This is a genomic window from Lentzea sp. NPDC036955 (genome assembly GCF_055608005.1).
Window position 1 is genome coordinate 705,924 of the sequence record NZ_JBVJRC010000001.1, and the last position, 15,272, is coordinate 721,195.

At 72.2% G+C, this 15,272-nt stretch carries 13 protein-coding genes; 7 read left to right on the forward strand and 6 right to left on the reverse strand.

Annotated features, from left to right (window positions below; all coding sequences use genetic code 11):
• Nucleotides 1-65 precede the first annotated feature (65 nt).
• From ACZ7CF_RS03430 to ACZ7CF_RS03440, 3 genes are all read left to right on the forward strand, one after another.
• Nucleotides 66-812: an ABC transporter ATP-binding protein gene (locus ACZ7CF_RS03430; RefSeq protein WP_470368694.1), complete on the forward strand. Its 747-nt coding sequence runs from the start codon at nt 66-68 to the stop codon at nt 810-812.
• Nucleotides 806-2,701, forward strand: a complete 1,896-nt coding sequence (locus tag ACZ7CF_RS03435) for an FtsX-like permease family protein (RefSeq protein WP_470368695.1) — start codon at nt 806-808, stop codon at nt 2,699-2,701. Before ACZ7CF_RS03430 ends, ACZ7CF_RS03435 begins: the two co-directional genes overlap by 7 nt.
• 90 nt (nt 2,702-2,791) lie before the next feature.
• Nucleotides 2,792-4,024, forward strand: coding sequence for a cytochrome P450 (locus tag ACZ7CF_RS03440; protein ID WP_470368696.1), 1,233 nt, complete (start codon nt 2,792-2,794; stop codon nt 4,022-4,024).
• A gap of 3 nt (nt 4,025-4,027) precedes the next feature.
• On the opposite strand, the gene ACZ7CF_RS03445 is transcribed toward ACZ7CF_RS03440, so the two are convergent.
• From ACZ7CF_RS03445 to ACZ7CF_RS03455, 3 genes are read right to left on the reverse strand one after another with little or no spacing between them, the layout of a single operon-like run.
• Nucleotides 4,028-5,614: an FAD-dependent monooxygenase family protein gene (locus tag ACZ7CF_RS03445; protein WP_470368697.1), complete on the reverse strand. Its 1,587-nt coding sequence runs from the start codon at nt 5,612-5,614 to the stop codon at nt 4,028-4,030.
• A gap of 60 nt (nt 5,615-5,674) precedes the next feature.
• The gene (locus ACZ7CF_RS03450) at nt 5,675-5,848 is read right to left on the reverse strand and encodes a DUF397 domain-containing protein (RefSeq protein ID WP_458433468.1); all 174 of its coding nucleotides are present in this window, start codon (nt 5,846-5,848) and stop codon (nt 5,675-5,677) included.
• Nucleotides 5,823-6,671 carry a helix-turn-helix domain-containing protein gene (locus ACZ7CF_RS03455; RefSeq protein WP_360401738.1) on the reverse strand — a complete coding sequence of 283 codons (849 nt, stop codon included), beginning with the start codon at nt 6,669-6,671 and terminating at the stop codon, nt 5,823-5,825. Before ACZ7CF_RS03455 ends, ACZ7CF_RS03450 begins: the two co-directional genes overlap by 26 nt.
• Before the next feature lie 224 nt (nt 6,672-6,895).
• On the opposite strand from ACZ7CF_RS03455, the gene ACZ7CF_RS03460 reads away from it, so the two are divergent.
• The gene (locus tag ACZ7CF_RS03460) at nt 6,896-7,558 is read left to right on the forward strand and encodes a hypothetical protein (protein WP_360401735.1); all 663 of its coding nucleotides are present in this window, start codon (nt 6,896-6,898) and stop codon (nt 7,556-7,558) included.
• On the opposite strand, the gene ACZ7CF_RS03465 is transcribed toward ACZ7CF_RS03460, so the two are convergent.
• Together ACZ7CF_RS03465 and ACZ7CF_RS03470 are read right to left on the reverse strand one after the other, a co-directional pair.
• Nucleotides 7,527-7,925 (reverse strand): hypothetical protein, encoded by a 399-nt coding sequence (locus ACZ7CF_RS03465; RefSeq protein WP_458433469.1) that lies wholly within the window; start codon nt 7,923-7,925, stop codon nt 7,527-7,529. The two genes, ACZ7CF_RS03460 and ACZ7CF_RS03465, sit on opposite strands and share 32 nt — an antisense overlap.
• Complete coding sequence (locus ACZ7CF_RS03470; protein WP_470368698.1) at nt 7,922-9,580, reverse strand: hypothetical protein; 1,659 nt, start codon at nt 9,578-9,580, stop codon at nt 7,922-7,924. The genes ACZ7CF_RS03465 and ACZ7CF_RS03470 overlap by 4 nt, the downstream gene beginning before the upstream one ends.
• A 232-nt stretch (nt 9,581-9,812) precedes the next feature.
• Here ACZ7CF_RS03470 and ACZ7CF_RS03475 point away from each other — a divergent pair, with 232 nt between their 5' ends.
• The gene (locus tag ACZ7CF_RS03475; RefSeq protein ID WP_470368699.1) at nt 9,813-13,049 is read left to right on the forward strand and encodes a hypothetical protein; all 3,237 of its coding nucleotides are present in this window, start codon (nt 9,813-9,815) and stop codon (nt 13,047-13,049) included.
• A 31-nt stretch (nt 13,050-13,080) separates the two neighbouring features.
• Here the strand turns inward: ACZ7CF_RS03475 and ACZ7CF_RS03480 are convergent, their stop codons facing one another.
• Complete coding sequence (locus ACZ7CF_RS03480; protein WP_470368700.1) at nt 13,081-13,755, reverse strand: TetR/AcrR family transcriptional regulator; 675 nt, start codon at nt 13,753-13,755, stop codon at nt 13,081-13,083.
• A 73-nt stretch (nt 13,756-13,828) separates the two neighbouring features.
• On the opposite strand from ACZ7CF_RS03480, the gene ACZ7CF_RS03485 reads away from it, so the two are divergent.
• Together ACZ7CF_RS03485 and ACZ7CF_RS03490 are read left to right on the forward strand one after the other, a co-directional pair.
• The gene (locus ACZ7CF_RS03485) at nt 13,829-15,043 is read left to right on the forward strand and encodes a cytochrome P450 (RefSeq protein ID WP_360401630.1); all 1,215 of its coding nucleotides are present in this window, start codon (nt 13,829-13,831) and stop codon (nt 15,041-15,043) included.
• On the forward strand, nt 15,040-15,234 hold the full coding sequence (locus tag ACZ7CF_RS03490) for a ferredoxin (protein WP_360401627.1): 195 nt from the start codon (nt 15,040-15,042) through the stop codon (nt 15,232-15,234). The genes ACZ7CF_RS03485 and ACZ7CF_RS03490 overlap by 4 nt, the downstream gene beginning before the upstream one ends.
• The last annotated feature ends 38 nt before the right edge of the window (nt 15,235-15,272 follow it).

Genomic DNA, 15,272 nt, shown 5'->3' on the forward strand with positions numbered 1-15,272 from the left:
CCCACCTCGATCCGGGCGCTGGACGTAGTGCAGGGACCCGGCCCCGCACGGTTGGCTCTGTCACCGTGAGCTACGGGGGAACCACACCGTTCGCGGTCGAGCTGCGCGCGGTGACCAAGCAGTACGGGGCCAAGTCCGCCACGGTGCGCGCACTCGACGGGGTCAGCCTCGGCTTCCCGTCCGGCACCTGGACGGCGGTCATGGGGCCGTCCGGGTCGGGCAAGTCGACGCTGCTGCACTGCGCCACCGGCCTGGACCGCGTGACGACCGGCCAGGTGCTGCTGACCGGCGCCGACATCACCAGGGCACCGGAGGCGTACCTGACGACGTTGCGGCGCCGGTCGATCGGCTTCGTCTTCCAGCACTTCAACCTGGTCGCCTCGCTGACGGCCGCGCAGAACGTGGCGCTGCCGTTGAAGCTCGCCGGCTCCCGTGCGTCCACACAGGACGTCGCGGAGGCGCTGGGCCGGGTCGGTCTCGCCGACCGGCAGCACCACCGCCCGCGCGAGCTGTCCGGCGGCCAGCAGCAGCGCGTCGCCATCGCCCGCGCGATGATCACCCGGCCGGCCGTGCTGTTCGCCGACGAACCCACCGGCGCACTGGACTCGCGGTCCGCGCGCACGGTGCTGGGCCTGCTGAAGGACCTCGTCACCGCCGGTCAGACGATCATCATGGTCACCCACGACCCCGCCGCCGCGGCCTCGGCCGACTCGGTGGTCTTCCTCTCCGACGGCCGGGTGGTCGACCGGCTCGACCGGCCCACCACCCACGCGGTGGCGGAACGCCTGGCACGCCTGGAGGAGTCGTGCTGACCCTGTCGCTGAGCACGTTGCGCGAACGCTGGCCGTTGTTCGTCGGCGCCGTGCTGACCGTGGCGCTGGGCGTCGCGCTCGTGCAGGCGGCCCTGCTGGTCATGGCCGCCACCGGGCGCGGCTGGGTGCCGCCGGGCGTCACCGAGGAGGAGGCGCTGCGGATCAACGAGGGTTACGTCGGCGCCGCCACGCTGCTCGGGATGACCGTGCCGCTCGCCGCGTTCCTCGCGGTGTTCATCGTCGGGTCGACGTTCGCGTTCACCGTCGCCCAGCGCAGCCGCGACCTCGCCCTGCTGGGCGTGCTGGGCGCGAACCGGCGTCAGCTGCGCCGCCTGCTGCTGTGCGAGGCGTTGTTCCTCGGCGTCTTCGGCACGCTGGTCGGCGTCGTCCTCGCGTTCCCCGCCACGCTGGCGCAGTCGGCCGTGCTGCACGGCTTCGGCTTCCTGCCCGACGGCTTCGAGGCGCCGTTCGGCCCGTGGGTGCTGGGCGCGTCGGTGCCGATCGGCGTGGGCGTGGCGGTCCTCGGCGTGCTGTCGGCGTCCCGCAGCGCCGCGCGGGTCCAGCCGCTCGACGCCTTGCGCGACACCGGTTCCGCAGCACGGGTGATGACGCCGGGAAGGTGGGTCACCGGCCTGCTGTGCGCTGCCGCCACGGCCGGGTTCATCGCGCTGACCCGCTCCGGCGACCTGCTGGTGGCGCTCGGAATGTCGTTGCTGATCTCGATGACCGGCTCAGTCGCCCTGAGCAGGCTGAGCCCGCTGCTGGTGCCCCTGGTGGGCCGGCTGTTCGTCCTTCCCGGAAGCACTCTCGCCGAGCTGGCACGGGCGAACCTGCGCGACGGCGTCCGCCGCAGCGCCTCGACCGCCGCACCGCTGATCGTCCTCGTCGCGCTGGTCCTGGGCATCGACGGCTCCCTCGGGTCGCTGGCGAAGCTCACCGGCGTCGAACAGGAGCGGTCCGTCCGCGCCGACCTGGTCGTCGACTCGACCGGCGCCCAGTCCGCCCGCCTCGCCGCACTCCCCGGCGTCGCCGTGGCCGCCCCGCAGACCCTCCTCCCGGTGTCGATCACGGCCCTGAGCGCCGAGTCCCCCGACGACCCGCCCCGCCCGCAGACCTACGACCAGCTCGTGTTCGCCGTCGACCCGGTGACCTACCTGGAGACCCACGTGACCCAGCCCCGCTCCGGCGACCTCGCCGCACTGACCGGCCTGACGGTCGCCGGCGGTTCCGCGGTGTGGGGCGACCGCCTGGTCGGTGAGACGGTCACCCTGCGGCACAACGGCCAGGAGACCACCCTCCGCTTCGTCGCCCGCCTGCCGGAGACGCTGGCGCTGGGCGAGGAGTTCCTGGTCTCCCGCGACGCAATCCCGGCGGACCTGCTCGCCACCTCCCCCACGCAGACGTTCCTGCGCCTCACCCCCGGCACCGACCCCGCCACCGTCCGCTCCGCCATCGCCGCCGGGGACCTCGGCACCGTCCGCACCGTCGCCGAGTGGGCCGGTGCCGCCGCGAAGGCCCAGCAGGGCGGCAACCTCGTCATCATGGCCGTCCTCATGGGACTGTCCGGTCTGTACGCGGCCATCGCCGCCGTCAACGCCGTGGTCATCGCCGGCGCCGAACGCCGCGCCGAGTTCGCGGTCCTGCGCCTGTCCGGCCTCACCCGCCGGCAGGTCACCACGGCCGCGTTGATCGAGTCGACCGTGGTGACCGTGGTCGGCCTGCTGCTCGGTGCCCTGGTGGCGGCGGGGGCGTTGATCGGGGTGGCCGGTGGGACGGGTGGCGTCGTGGCCGTGCCGTGGGGGTTGTTCGGCGTGCTCTCGGCGGGCGCGCTGGTGGTCACCGCGGTCGCTTGCGCGCTCACGACCTGGAAGGTCTCCTCAACCTCGTGAACCAGCGCCTACCCTGGGCGTCGTTCCCGTGCGAAGGAGGCGACCATCAAAACGGTCATCCGCTGGGGCTTGAACCACGGCGTGCCGAGGGTGGCGTTGCGCCTGGCCGCGCGCAAGGGCGACCTCCAGGGCCGCATCACGGTCGAGGCGAACAACGGCAACGACCTCACGGGGTTGTTCGACGAGATCAGGGCACACGGCCCCTTGGCGCCCACCGGCATCGGACACGTCACGACCAGCCACGCCGCCGTGCGCGAGGTGCTGGGCAGTGACGCCTTCCAGGCCAGCCGCCCCCGTTACGGCAACGGTGTGCTGGGCAGGATCGCGGACTGGGCGGCCACCGACGTGCTGCACCCGGTGCAGCCGCCGTCGTTGCTGGTCACCGAGCCGCCCGCGCACACCCGCTACCGCAAGCTCGTCACGCGCGTGTTCACCGTGCGCGCGGTCGAGCAGCTGCGGCACCGCACGCAGGAGATCGCGGACCAGCTCCTCGACGGCCTCGACCCGAGTGACCCGGTGGACCTGATCCAGACCTACTGCGGCCTGCTGCCGGTCACGGTGATCTCCGAGATCCTCGGCGTGCCGCAGGAAGACCGCGCGAGGGTGCTGGCGTTCGGCGCCTCCGCGGCACCGAGCCTCGACCTGGGCCTGTCGTGGCGGGTGTTCCGCGACGTCGAGACGACGCTGGCCGAGTTCGACGCCTGGCTCAGCCGCCACATCGACGCCCTGCGCGCCAGGCCCGGCACCGACCTGCTCAGCCGCCTGGTCACCGCGAGCGACGACGGCGTGGGCCTCACCGAACGCGAGCTCAAGTCCACGGCGGGCCTGGTGCTGGCGGCGGGGTTCGAGACGACGGTGAACCTGCTCGGCAACGGCATCTCGCTGCTGGCCGGCCACCCCGGGCAGCTGGAGGTGCTGCGCGCGCGGCCGGAGCTGTGGGCGAACACCGTCGACGAGGTGCTGCGCCACGACCCGCCGGTGCTGCTGACCGGCCGGACCTGCGTGAAGGACACCGAGGTCCTCGGCGTGCCGGTCCGCCGCGGGCAGCTCGTCGCGACCGTGCTGGCCGGTGCGAACCGCGACCCGGACGTGTTCACCGACCCGCACACCTTCGACGTGACCCGCACCAACGCGCGCGACCACGTGTCGTTCGGAGCGGGCCGCCACTACTGCCTCGGGGCGGCGCTCGCGCGGATGGAGGGCGAGATCGGGCTGCGGGCGATGTTCCGGCGGTTCCCGGGGCTGCGGCTGGAGCAGGGCGCCGGTCGGCGGCCGACGCGCATCCTGCGCGGGTTCGAACGGCTGCCGGTCAGCCTGGGCTGAGCGTCACGAGACCAGGGACAGACCGGGGCGCACCCCGGCCACCGGCTCGGCGGGCACCGCGGCCGGCACCACGACCTCGTCCCCGCCGATCTCCCGCGTGATCCACGCCCCCGACTCGACCATCACCTTCAACGTCCGCACGTCGAGCGCCTGGATGCGCCCCAGGTACCACTCGTCGGAGGCCAGCGAGCCCATCCGGTCTCCCATGCGCGCCTTGACGTCCTTGACGCGCTGGAACAGTTCGGCGACCAGCGGCTCGCGGTCGAACGGGCCGGTCAGGCCGTCGCGGATGCGGTCCTCGATGCCGCGCGGCACGCCGTCGGCGTCGGGCATCAGCATCGTGGTCCAGGCGCGGGACTTCTCGCGGTACTGGAGCTGCTGCATGATCCCCTCGTGCTGGGCGAAGTCGGCGGCGCGGAAACCGCGGCCCTTCCAGCGCTGGAACAGGTTCACCGCGAGCGACTGGGCGCTCTTCAGGCCCGTGTTGAGGCCGCGCCCAGGCCAGAAGTGCAGGGAGTTGGCGGCGTCGCCGAGCAGGAAGCCGTACGTGGACGGCGAGAGCTGCGCGGTGAACTTCGACATCTGCTGCATGCCCAGGGTGAACGACGTGATGCCCACGACGTCGGCCACGCCGGCGCCGAAGAACCGCAGACCGTCGAGAATCCGGGGCCACAGGTAGGAGAGCTTGTCCACGGACGGCTTGAACACCGAGCGGTGCCGGTCGCACACGAAGCGACCGCCCTCGGGGCGCATCGTGCAGCCGAACCTGCCGATGCACGCGATGGGGCCGTTGGCGCCCAGCGCGACGATCTCCGAGGCCTCCTCCGCGGTGAGGCGCATGTTGATGAAGCCGCCGCCCATCGAGTTGAACAGGAACCGGTTCTGCGCCACCGTCAACGGCACGGTGTGCTCGTCGGGCACCTTCGACGACACCACGCGGATGCCCAGCACGCGCTCGTCCAGCGGCGAACCGTCCACACTGAACAGTTCGCGTGACGGCGTGCCGAAGTGCGGCTTCAGGGCCTCGCGGGTCGCGGAACGGGCGCCGTCGGCGATGGCGAGCACGTGCAGGCCGTCCCACTTCGACGGAACGGTGTAGGCCTGCGGCAGCAGCTCGATGCCGAGGTCCTGGGCCAGGTCCAGCAGCGCGTCCTCGATCCAGCGGATCTTGATGTTGCGCGGACGGCCCTTCGACGCGGGTGAGTCGGGGCCGAGCGGCCACATCTCGGAGAAGCGGCCGTCGGCGAACAACCGCTGCCGCACCTCGGCGGGCAGGGCGGCCCAGACGTTGCTCTGCAGCGTCACGACCTGCTCGCGGCGGTTGTTGCCGTCGGAGGCGTCCTTCCACACGACGCGGCCCGCGTGGCGCTTCCAGCGGCGGTCGTGCACGCGCAGCGAGACCTGGTCGCCGAGCATCGTCTTCAGCGAGCACGCGAACGCCAGCCCGACCGGGCCGCCGCCCGCGACGTCGACGCGCATCGGGGTGCTGCGCCGCGGCAGGCGCACGAGCTGTGCGCCCTGACGCGGCAGCATCACCGTCGGGCCGGCCGCCTGGCCGAACAGGACCGTCTTCTCGTCGTCGCGTGCCATCGAACCGCTCCCCCTGCTCACCTGGTGACGGCGATGACACGTGGTGAGACGGGGAACGGTTCAACGAGTTTCGAGAAAGTTCTTCCACGCGCCGGGAGCGAACGTCAGGACGGCGCCCCCCGGGTTCTTCGAGTCGCGCACGAGGGCGTCGCCGGACAGCGCGACCTCGACGCAGTTGCCATCCTCGGTACCGTCGCTGTAGCTGCTCTTACGCCAACGGCGTTCCTCGGTCATCGAAGTCCCCTCGCGGTCGGCCGACGTACTCCGCCAGCTTGCTCCGCGATTGTTCCTCATCCAAGGCGACCTCAGCCAAACGGTCGAACAGCAACCGGGTGCGCACGATCGCCGCCGGGTCCTGCACGAACACCTTCGCCAGATCCGTCTCGGTGAACGCGACCGGCATGGCCTTGTCGTACTCCCACAGCACGCACCCCGACGACGTCACCGCCGCACCGGCCGGCACGATCCTGATCATTCGCACGGCGAACAGCAGCTGGAGGTACTGCTCCTCCATGACCTGACCGTTCCCCACCTGCAATTCCAGCGCATGCTCATGGATGTAGAACAAGCAAGTCGGCCGATCGTGTCGCCGCAGCAACGACTGGCGGTCCGTCCGCACCTGCACCAGGGCCGGAATCCGCTCCTCCGGGACGAACCCGGTCATCCGGTACAGCCCGTCGGCGTACTCCGGCGTCTGGACGAGTCCGGGCACTGACCGCATGTCGTAGCTGGTGATCGTCGTGGCTGTCGTTTCCGCCAGCGCGAGCGTGCGCATGTTGTCGGAGACCTGCACGACGTACTCGTCGAACGCGGTTCGGTAGCGCCGTTTGAAGTCCTCGAAGAAGTCGACGTCCTTGCCGCACATCGTCAGGTACTGCACGAGGTCGATCTCGCTGGCGCGGTACTTGCCGTGCTCGATGGTGGACACCTTGCTGGGGTCCCAGCCGAGCCGGACGGCGAGCGCGGCGCCGCTCAGGTTCGTGGAGGTCTCCCGCAACCGGCGCAGCTCGTCGCCCAGGTCGCGGCTGTACGCCGTGGATGGTGTGGTGGTGGCCATAGGCTGACGCTAGGGGTTGCTCGAAGAGCACGTACCGGCTCATTCGGGTGAAAATGATCAGCGGCCGATGTTGTGCGGTGGACCGGCTGCGAACGGCCGTGACCGCAGCGTCACGTGGCCATCGTCACGACAGCGCCATTCGGACGAACTTGAGCCTTCACGGGTAACTCCGGCTCGGTCGCCGAACGATAGCCAGGCGTCCCCCGCTGCCGAAAGTGGTGCCCATGGAGCCGGACCTCGACGGCCTGTTCGAGATCGCCGTTGACGCCCTTGACGAACCCGAACGCGGCCAGGTGCTGGCCTGGCTCGCGGGCGCCGTCATCGGATCAGGACACACCCAACGTCTCGCGCGCGGCGCGCGTGACGTCGTCCTGCTGCTGCCCGACCGCCTGGTGGTGGTGCGGCCAGACCCGTTCCAGTCGTGGTCGTACCCGCGCGAGCTGGTGGTGAGCGCGCTGTTCGCGGCCGACCACGCCCAGTTCGAGGTGGCCGACGACCAGGTGGAGGTCGACTGGGAGTTCTGGATCGACAAGCAGCTCACCGCGTCCGCGCCGTTCATCGAGGCGGTCGAGGCGTGGCTGGTGCAGGAGAAACCGCCGGGCAAGGGCGGACTCGCGCTCGGTCTGCTGATCATGACCCTGGTCGTCGGCGGCCTGTACTTCGCGGGCGGTGCCTCCGGGCCGTCCGACGGGCCGCTGAACGCGCGGTCGACGTGCAACGAGTTCCTGTTCGCCGGTGCCGACCAGCAGCTCGCGATCCTGACGAAGCTGTTCAAGGACGCGGGCAAGGAGGACGACGCGAAGAACCCCGAGGTGCTGCGCGAGTCCGGGCACCGCTGCGAGCAGAACGGCACGGCTACCTTGGACTCGCTCGTCGGCAACCGCTGACCACCGCGGCCGCCACCAGCACACCGGCCGCGATGAACCCGTTGTAGTTGTACACGCGCAGGGAGTCGTAGTCGTCCTGGGTGAGGAACGCCGTCCCCTGCTCCGCGGGGTGGTCCAGCCACAGGAACACGAGCAGCCCCGCGCACCCGGCCAGCACGACGGCGTCCCGCCGCCACCCGGCCACCACCGCCGCGACGACCACCACGGCGACCAGCTCGTACCGGGTGCAGAGCCGCAGCTCGTCGAGCAGCGGCAGCAGCCACCCCGGGTCCTGCCCGAACGGCACGGCGACCGGTTCGGCGAACCGGTCGGCCAGGCCGATGGCGACCGCGAGCACCGCGGCCACCACCGCGACGACCCTGCTCATCCGCCGGTCCGGTGCGGCAGCAGGCCCGGCCGTGGCGCGTCCCGCGCCAAGCCCGGCAACAGGCTCCAGTACTCGTCGTCGTTGTCGGCGCAGTCCACGCGGAGCGTCCGCGTGTACGCCGGACACGTCCCGTCCGGTTGCCGTGTCAGGTGTGAGGCCAGCGCGAGCATGCCCAGAGAGTGGTCCGAACGCGGCATGTAGCGGTCGCCGATCGACGACCCGGCCATCGCGATCAGCACGAACATCCCCGCCAGCGCGGCGATCCGCAGCGAACGCGCACCGAGCCACGGCCGCAGCTTCGGCAGGCCCTCCAGCCGTTGCACGCCGAAGTACAGCGCGAAACCGCACAGCAGCAACATCGTGTAGAGCAGCTCGGCGGTGCTGCGTGGGTAGAGCTGCACGGCGTCGCGTTCGTACATCGTCGAGGCGTAGTAGAACCGGACCAGCCACGCGCCGGCGAAGAGGCTCGTCAGCAGGATCACGGCGGTCCGGTTGCGCCCCACCGCGATCGCCGCGGCCACACCGACGAGCGCGATGATCGTGAACACGCCCACGCCGCCCAGCTCACCGGGCGGCGGCCACGGACCCGGTTCCGCGCCGGGCATGTCGCCGCGGGTCATCGCGATGTAGGTCGGTTCGGTGTGGACGTCGAAGTAGAAGTAGCGGTCCGTCATGCCGCTCGACGAGGACAGGATGGTGGACAGGTGGAGGTATGACACCGCGACGAACGTCACCGTCGTCACCGCCAGCAGCGTGAGACCGCGCCACAGGCCCGTGCGCCACGGGAACACCACCAGTGCCGCCACGACCGCACCGGGTGCCGACCACACGAACCAGCCCGAGTAGACGAGGAACACCACACCGACCACGGCGCCGACCCCGATGCCGCGCACCACGAGCGCGCGGTACGTGAACTGGTCGGCCCTGCGCAGGCGGTGCAGCAGGAACAACATCACCGGCACCAGCACGACGAGCATCAGGTTCGCGTAGACCTTGTACGGCTCGATGAGCACCATGCCCGGCACCACGCCCAGCACCAGCGCCCACATCGGCCGCAGCACCAGCCGCCAGGCCAGGTACGCGACCGGGCCGAACAGCGCGGTCCCGGTGATCTGCAGCACCTTGAGCGCGTGCTCGGGCGTGCTGCCGGTGAGTTCGCTGAACCACGCCATCGCGTGGATGAAGCCCGGCGGGTAGCTGTACGGCATCCCACCGGTCTCGATCAGCGACCGCGCCCACCCGACCACCACGCCCGCGTCGCCGTAGACCGCGAACAGGCCGAAGGTGGTGCCGCGCAACGCGACCACCACCGCACCCGCCACCAGCGCGCTGAACAACCCCGCCGCGGCGGCGGCAGCGAGCCGTTCGACGACGTGCGCGTACCGCTTCCGCGCGGCGACGACCACCGCGACGAGCACGGCCAGCGCGATCACCGCGAACCCCAGCTGCAGACCCGCCAGACCGCTGACCTGGCCCACCCGGTCCACCGGGTCGACCTCCACCCCGCGCGCCCACAGCAGCAGCACCCCGGCCGCACCGAGCGAGGTGAGCACCTCGCCGCCGATCAGCGACCACCTCCGCCGTCTCCACGTCCGGACCGGGTCGGCGTCGACCAGGTCGGGCACCGCGGACGGCACTAGCTCAAGAGACAACATCCCCCACGTCACTTCCTCGCCTGAGCGCTGTGCAGCGCTTCCCCCAGAAGGAAGAGAACGGGCCAACCCCAGGTACACCGACCGCACCGTCACAGGAGTTCCCAGGCTCCCGGCGCGGTCAGGCGGTGCCACGCTCCCCCGGTCCGAGGGTAGCCGCTGTGGCAGCACGCGTGCGCACGCCCTGGGCAAATCCGGTCGCGCCGGGTCGGTGGCGACCGGAGAATCACCCGCTGTGACCACTACCGCCGCCGCCCTGCTCACCGCGATCGACCCGCTGCCCGCACCCGCGCGGCAACGGCACATCGCCACGACCGCGCTCTCGCTGGCCGGCACCGCCGAGCTCGACGCCGTGCTGCGGGACCTGGCGGGGCGGGGCACGTTCGAGCGGCGGCTGGCGGTGCAGCTGGCGGCCATCGCGGGGCACCGCGAGCACGTCCGGCGGGAGCTCGCGGCACCGCAGACGGCGGTGCAGTGGACGGCGCTGCGGGCGGCGGTCCGGCTGGGCCTGCCCGCGGAGGTGTTCCTCGAACGCCTGCCGGAGATGGCGGCCGCGACCCGGCGGCGGCTCTACCGGCTGGTGCGCCGGGAGCAGGCGACGGCGCTGGCCGACGCGCTGCTGCCGGTCGTGTGGGAGCGGCACGGCGACGACGAGGCCGCGGCGCTGCTCGTTGCCTGCTCGGCGCCGCCGTTGCGGGAGCTGGAGCACGCGGCGGCGAACTGGTCGGCGATCGGCAAGCGGCACCCGGCGGCGTTGCTCGACCTGGTCGAGGCGGAGCTGGCCGCGGCACCGGTGTCGGCGTGGAAGCAGATCTGGTCCCACCGCGAGGTCGCCGTGCGCAGTGCGGCGGAAAAGCTGCCCATGCGCGTGCTGGACCTGGTCGAACGGGTGGCGCCGCACGTGTGGTCGGTGCGGCTGCCGTCGGTGCTGGCCCGCGTCGCGCCGGAGCGGGTCGCCGGTCTGCTCGCCCAGGACTCCGCGCACCAGCCCGCCAGCGGCCGTTTCTGGCGGCGCCTCGCCGGTGTCGACGAGCGGGCGCTGGTCGCCGTCGCACGCCGGCTGCACCCCTCCGGGCTGCGGCACCTGCTGCACGCGCTGCCGCCGTCGCGCCGGGCGTCCGTCTACGAGGGAGCCGTGGGCGAGCGGCCGGACGTGCCGTTCGCGGTGCTGGACGAGCTGCCGGTGGCCGACCGCGCGGTGCAGGCACGACGGTTGCTCGGGCTGCGGCGGGTCGCGGACTCGCCGTCCCAGCGGCTGGCGGTGACCGCGCGGCTGCCGTGGGAGGAGGCGCGGGAACCGTTGCTGGCGGCCACGAAGCGCGCCACGGCGGACGAACGCGCCGAGGCCTACCCGCTCTACGTCCAGGCCGCGGCGGCGAGCAAGGACCCCGAGGCGTTCGCCGCGATGCTCGCGACCCTCACCCGGCTGCCGAACGAGCAGGACCCGGTGCGCGCCCCGGCGCTCATGGCGCTGGCGAAGGTGCCGGCGTGGCTGTTCCGCGCGTCCGAGGCACCGTTGCTGGCCAAGCTGCTCCTCGACGCGACCCGTGCGCGGGACAGCTCGTGGAGCACCTGGCACGCGGTGCAGGAGCTCGCGACCGCACTGGTCCGGCAGGGCGCCGTGACGAGCGAGCCGGTGCTCGTGGAGACCGGCCTCGACGGCCTGAACCTGGTGGGAGAGCACAACTCCCACGTCCACCTGCCGGGCCTGCACCGGTCGCTGCCGCGCGGCGCCGAGCACCAGGTGTTCGCGGCCCTGCGGCCCAGGATGACCGCCGACGCGGGACGCGACCAGTACTCGCTCGTGCTCGCGCTGGCGGCGGGCCTCGAGCGCAGGGCGTGGCACCTGCCCGAACTGCAGGACCTCGTCGGACGGGCGCGGTTCGCGGCGCAGGAAAACGTTGCGCGCCAGGCGATCGTCCTGTGGCTGGCACCGACGGCCACCCGTGACGACCGGGTCGGGCAGGTGCTGTCCGACGACATCTCGTCGATCGTGCTCGGCGAGGTCCAGCGGGCCGTGTCGACGCGGCGCACGGACCTCCTCGACCTGGTGGTCGGCCGGCGCGTGCGCGGCCGGTTCTGGAACTCCGACGTCACCTTCGTCCCGCACTACACCCGGTGCTTCCACCTGTGGATGCCCCGGCAGATCGCGGAGCACGCGGCCCAGCTCGCGTCGATCGCGCGGTCGACCGGCCACGCGGTCCTCGCGCGGGTGAACGCCACCACCGCGCTCGGCCAGGTCCCCGGCACCGCAGCGACCCTGCGCACCCTGTTGCGCGACAACGAGGTCCGGGTGGCCGAGGCGGCGCTGAGCGCCCTGGCGTGGACCGACGAACCGGCCGACGTGCTCCCGGACCTGCTGGCGCTGGCCGACACCGACCGCGCCCGCGTCGCCGTGTACGCCGCAACCCGTTGCGCACGCTTCACCCCACCCACCCGCTTGCGCGCGCTGCTCGCACCGGTGTTGCGCGGCAAGAAGGTGACGTCGCGCAAGGAGGCCGTCCGCCTGCTCGCCGAACACCAGGTGCCCGGCACACTCCCCGAACTGGCGGCGATCTGGCCGGACACCCACCGCGACATCAAGCGCGCCATCGTCTCGGCGTGCCGCTACTTCCTCGACGACGAGGCCGCCTGGGACCTGCTGTCGGCAGCGGCCGAAGGCGAGGCCCCCGTGGCGCTGTCGGTGCTGGACCTGCCACCGCAGGACGTCGCCGACCGCCACCGCACGCGTTACGCGTCACTGGTCCGCGCGATCGCCGTGCGCCCCGAACCGGAAGCCGCCCGGCGGGCACTGGCCACCCTGCCGCTGTGGTCGCGCTGGGACACCGGCGGCACGGACCTGCCCGCCGACCTCACCACCGACCTCACCCGCACCGCGACCTGGCAGCAGGCCCTCACCGCCCTGGTCGCCGCCTGCGAGGACGACCTCACCCCGTTGCGCACGGCAGTGACCCGCCTGCTGTCCACACTGGACACCCACAACGCCAAACCGGACCGCGACCTCCCCGCACGCCAACGCATCCGCGCGGTCGTCCGCCTCCTAGCCGACGACCGCACCTCCCCCACCCACCGCGCCTTCGAACGCCTGCTGGCCCAGGACCTGGCCACCCCCATGCCGCGCGAAGCGATCCGCCTGGCCGCGAGCGCCGTCGACTGGCAGGCCGACGACGTCCTCGACCAGGTGCTGTTCACCGCCTCCCTGGCCACTCGCCCGACGCTCGCACTGGACGCCCGCACCGAACTTCAGCGCTGGCTGCGCCACAACGCCGCCAAGACCACCCCCGCACAGCTCCGCACCCTGGCCACCGCCCTGCTCGCCCCGGCGCCCTTGGTGGCCCTCGGTTTCGCCGACGTGGCCGGCGAAACCGAGGGCTGGCCGGAGTTCTGGCGCACCCTGCTGCGTGAGCTGCGCGCCCACCCCGACCCGGATGTTCGGGAGGCGGCCCTGGCACTGGTCACAACCCGCGAGTAGGTTCCGCGCCCGTTCGGGCACGCCGGAGCGGTCAGCGTTCGCGCATCAGCGAGCTCGCGTCCGAAAGGCCGCGCAGCACGAGGCTGAGGGCGCGGGCGAGGTGCTCCCTGTGGTCCTCGAGTGCCTCCGGTGTGATGCCGCCGGCGGTGGCGGCCGCCACGTCGTCGGTCGCGGCCTTCAGCACCGCGCTCATGGCGGCGGCCTGGACGCGGACGGCGATCGAGTCCGCGGGGAGGGCCATGCGGTGGGCGAGGACCTCGGCGAGGGCGTCCTCGTCGCGTTCGCGGAGCATCAGGTACGCGGCGCGCAGGGCGGGTTCGTGGTGGGTGAGGCGGACGACCGCCAAGACCGCGGCCACGTCGTCGTCGGAGCCCGCGTCGAGGACGGGCTGGTAGGCGGTGCGGAGGTGGTCGATCAGGTCGAGCTCGGCCGGCCAGGCGCGCAGCACGGCGCAGAAGGCGTCCACGCTGCGGGTGAGGAGGGGCTCGACGCAGCTCTCCTTGTGCGGGAAGTGGCGCCAGAAGGTGCGTTCGGAAACGCCGGCGGCCCGGGCGATCTGCTCGCCGGAGGTGGCGGCGACGCCCTGCTCGGCGAACAGGCGCACGGCGTGGCGGGAGATCTCCAGGCGCTGGCGGCGGCGTTGCTCGCCGCTCACCGGCGGCCGGCCCCTGCGGGGTGCCCCGTTTTCCGCCACAACGTCCGCCATCGGGTGATTCAAGCACGTCAGAGGCTCGAAAGTTTAATGGCAGCTAGTGCCAATAAACGGTACGGTCGGGGTCATGAGCCTTGCTCCCGAACGCATTCAGCTGCCTTTGCCCAGGCCGAACGTGCTCGAACTCGCCCCGCTCTACTCGCTGCTGCGCAGAGAGGCCCCCATCGCCCCGGTCACCACACCGACCGGCGACCCCGCGTGGCTCGTGACCCGGTTCGAGGAGGTGCGCCTCCTGCTCGGTGACAAGCGCTTCGGCCGTTCCCACCCGCACCCCGAGCAGGCCTCGCGGATCACGACCGCGGCCGTGCTGGACGGGCCGACCGGCGAGTACGAGACCGAGGAGGCCGACCACGCGCGGATGCGGCGCCTGCTCACGCCCGCGTTCTCCGCCAAGCGCATGCGGATGCTGTCCGACCACATGGAACGGTTGATCGAGGGGTACCTCGACCGGCTGGAGGCGGAGCACGAGACCGCCGGGGTCGTCGACCTGCACCGCGGGCTGGCGTTCCCGTTGCCGGTGGCCATGATCTGCCGCCTGCTCGGCGTCCCGGAGGCCGACAGCGAGCTGTTCGCGTCGTTGTCCGAGCGCATGGCGGGCACGGCGATCGGCGAGGAGGCGCACCGGGCGCGCGAGGAGTTCTTCCGCTACATGATCGGGCTGATCGAGACCAAGCGACCGGACCTCGGTGAGGACGTGATCTCCGACCTGGTCCGCGCGCAGGGCGCCGACTCGGCGTTCGACTACGAGCAGATGGTGCGGCTGTGCGTCGGGCTGCTGTTCGCGGGCCACGAGACCACGGTCAACCGGATCGGGCTCGGCGTGCTGTTCCTCATGACCAACCGCGAGCACTGGGACGCGCTGGTCGCCGACCCGGACGGGCACGTCGACGCGGTGGTCGAGGAGATCATGCGGCTCGGCGCGCCCGGTGACCTGGGGCTGCTGCGGTACGCGCACGAGGACGTCGACATCGCCGGCGTGACGATCGAGCGCGGTGACGCGCTGATCCTGTCGATCAACGCCGCGAACCGGGACGACGGGGTGTACTCCGACGCGGAGGTGTTCAACCCCGACCGTCCGGAGAGGACGCACCTCGGGTTCGGGCACGGCGCGCACTTCTGCATCGGCGCGTCGCTGGCCAGGACCGAGCTGCGGGTCGTGTTCGCCGCGCTGGCCAAGCGGTTGCCGCGGATGCGGCTGGCCAAGGACGTGTCAGAGCTTGAAATCAGGGCCACGCTCACGGGTGGCGTGTCCGAACTGCCGGTGACGTGGAGGTCGGAATGAGGGTCAGCGTCGACCAGGGCAGGTGCGTCGGGGCCGGGCAGTGCGTGCTCGCCGCCGACGACGTGTTCGACCAGCGCGACGAGGACGGGCTGGTGGACCTGCTGAACCCGAGCCCCGCGGAGGAACGCCGGGCCGACGTGCGGCACGCGGCCGAGGTGTGCCCGGCGTCCGCGATCAGCGTGGAGGACTGAGAACGGGTGCGGCGCGGTGCTCTCGACGCACCGCGCCG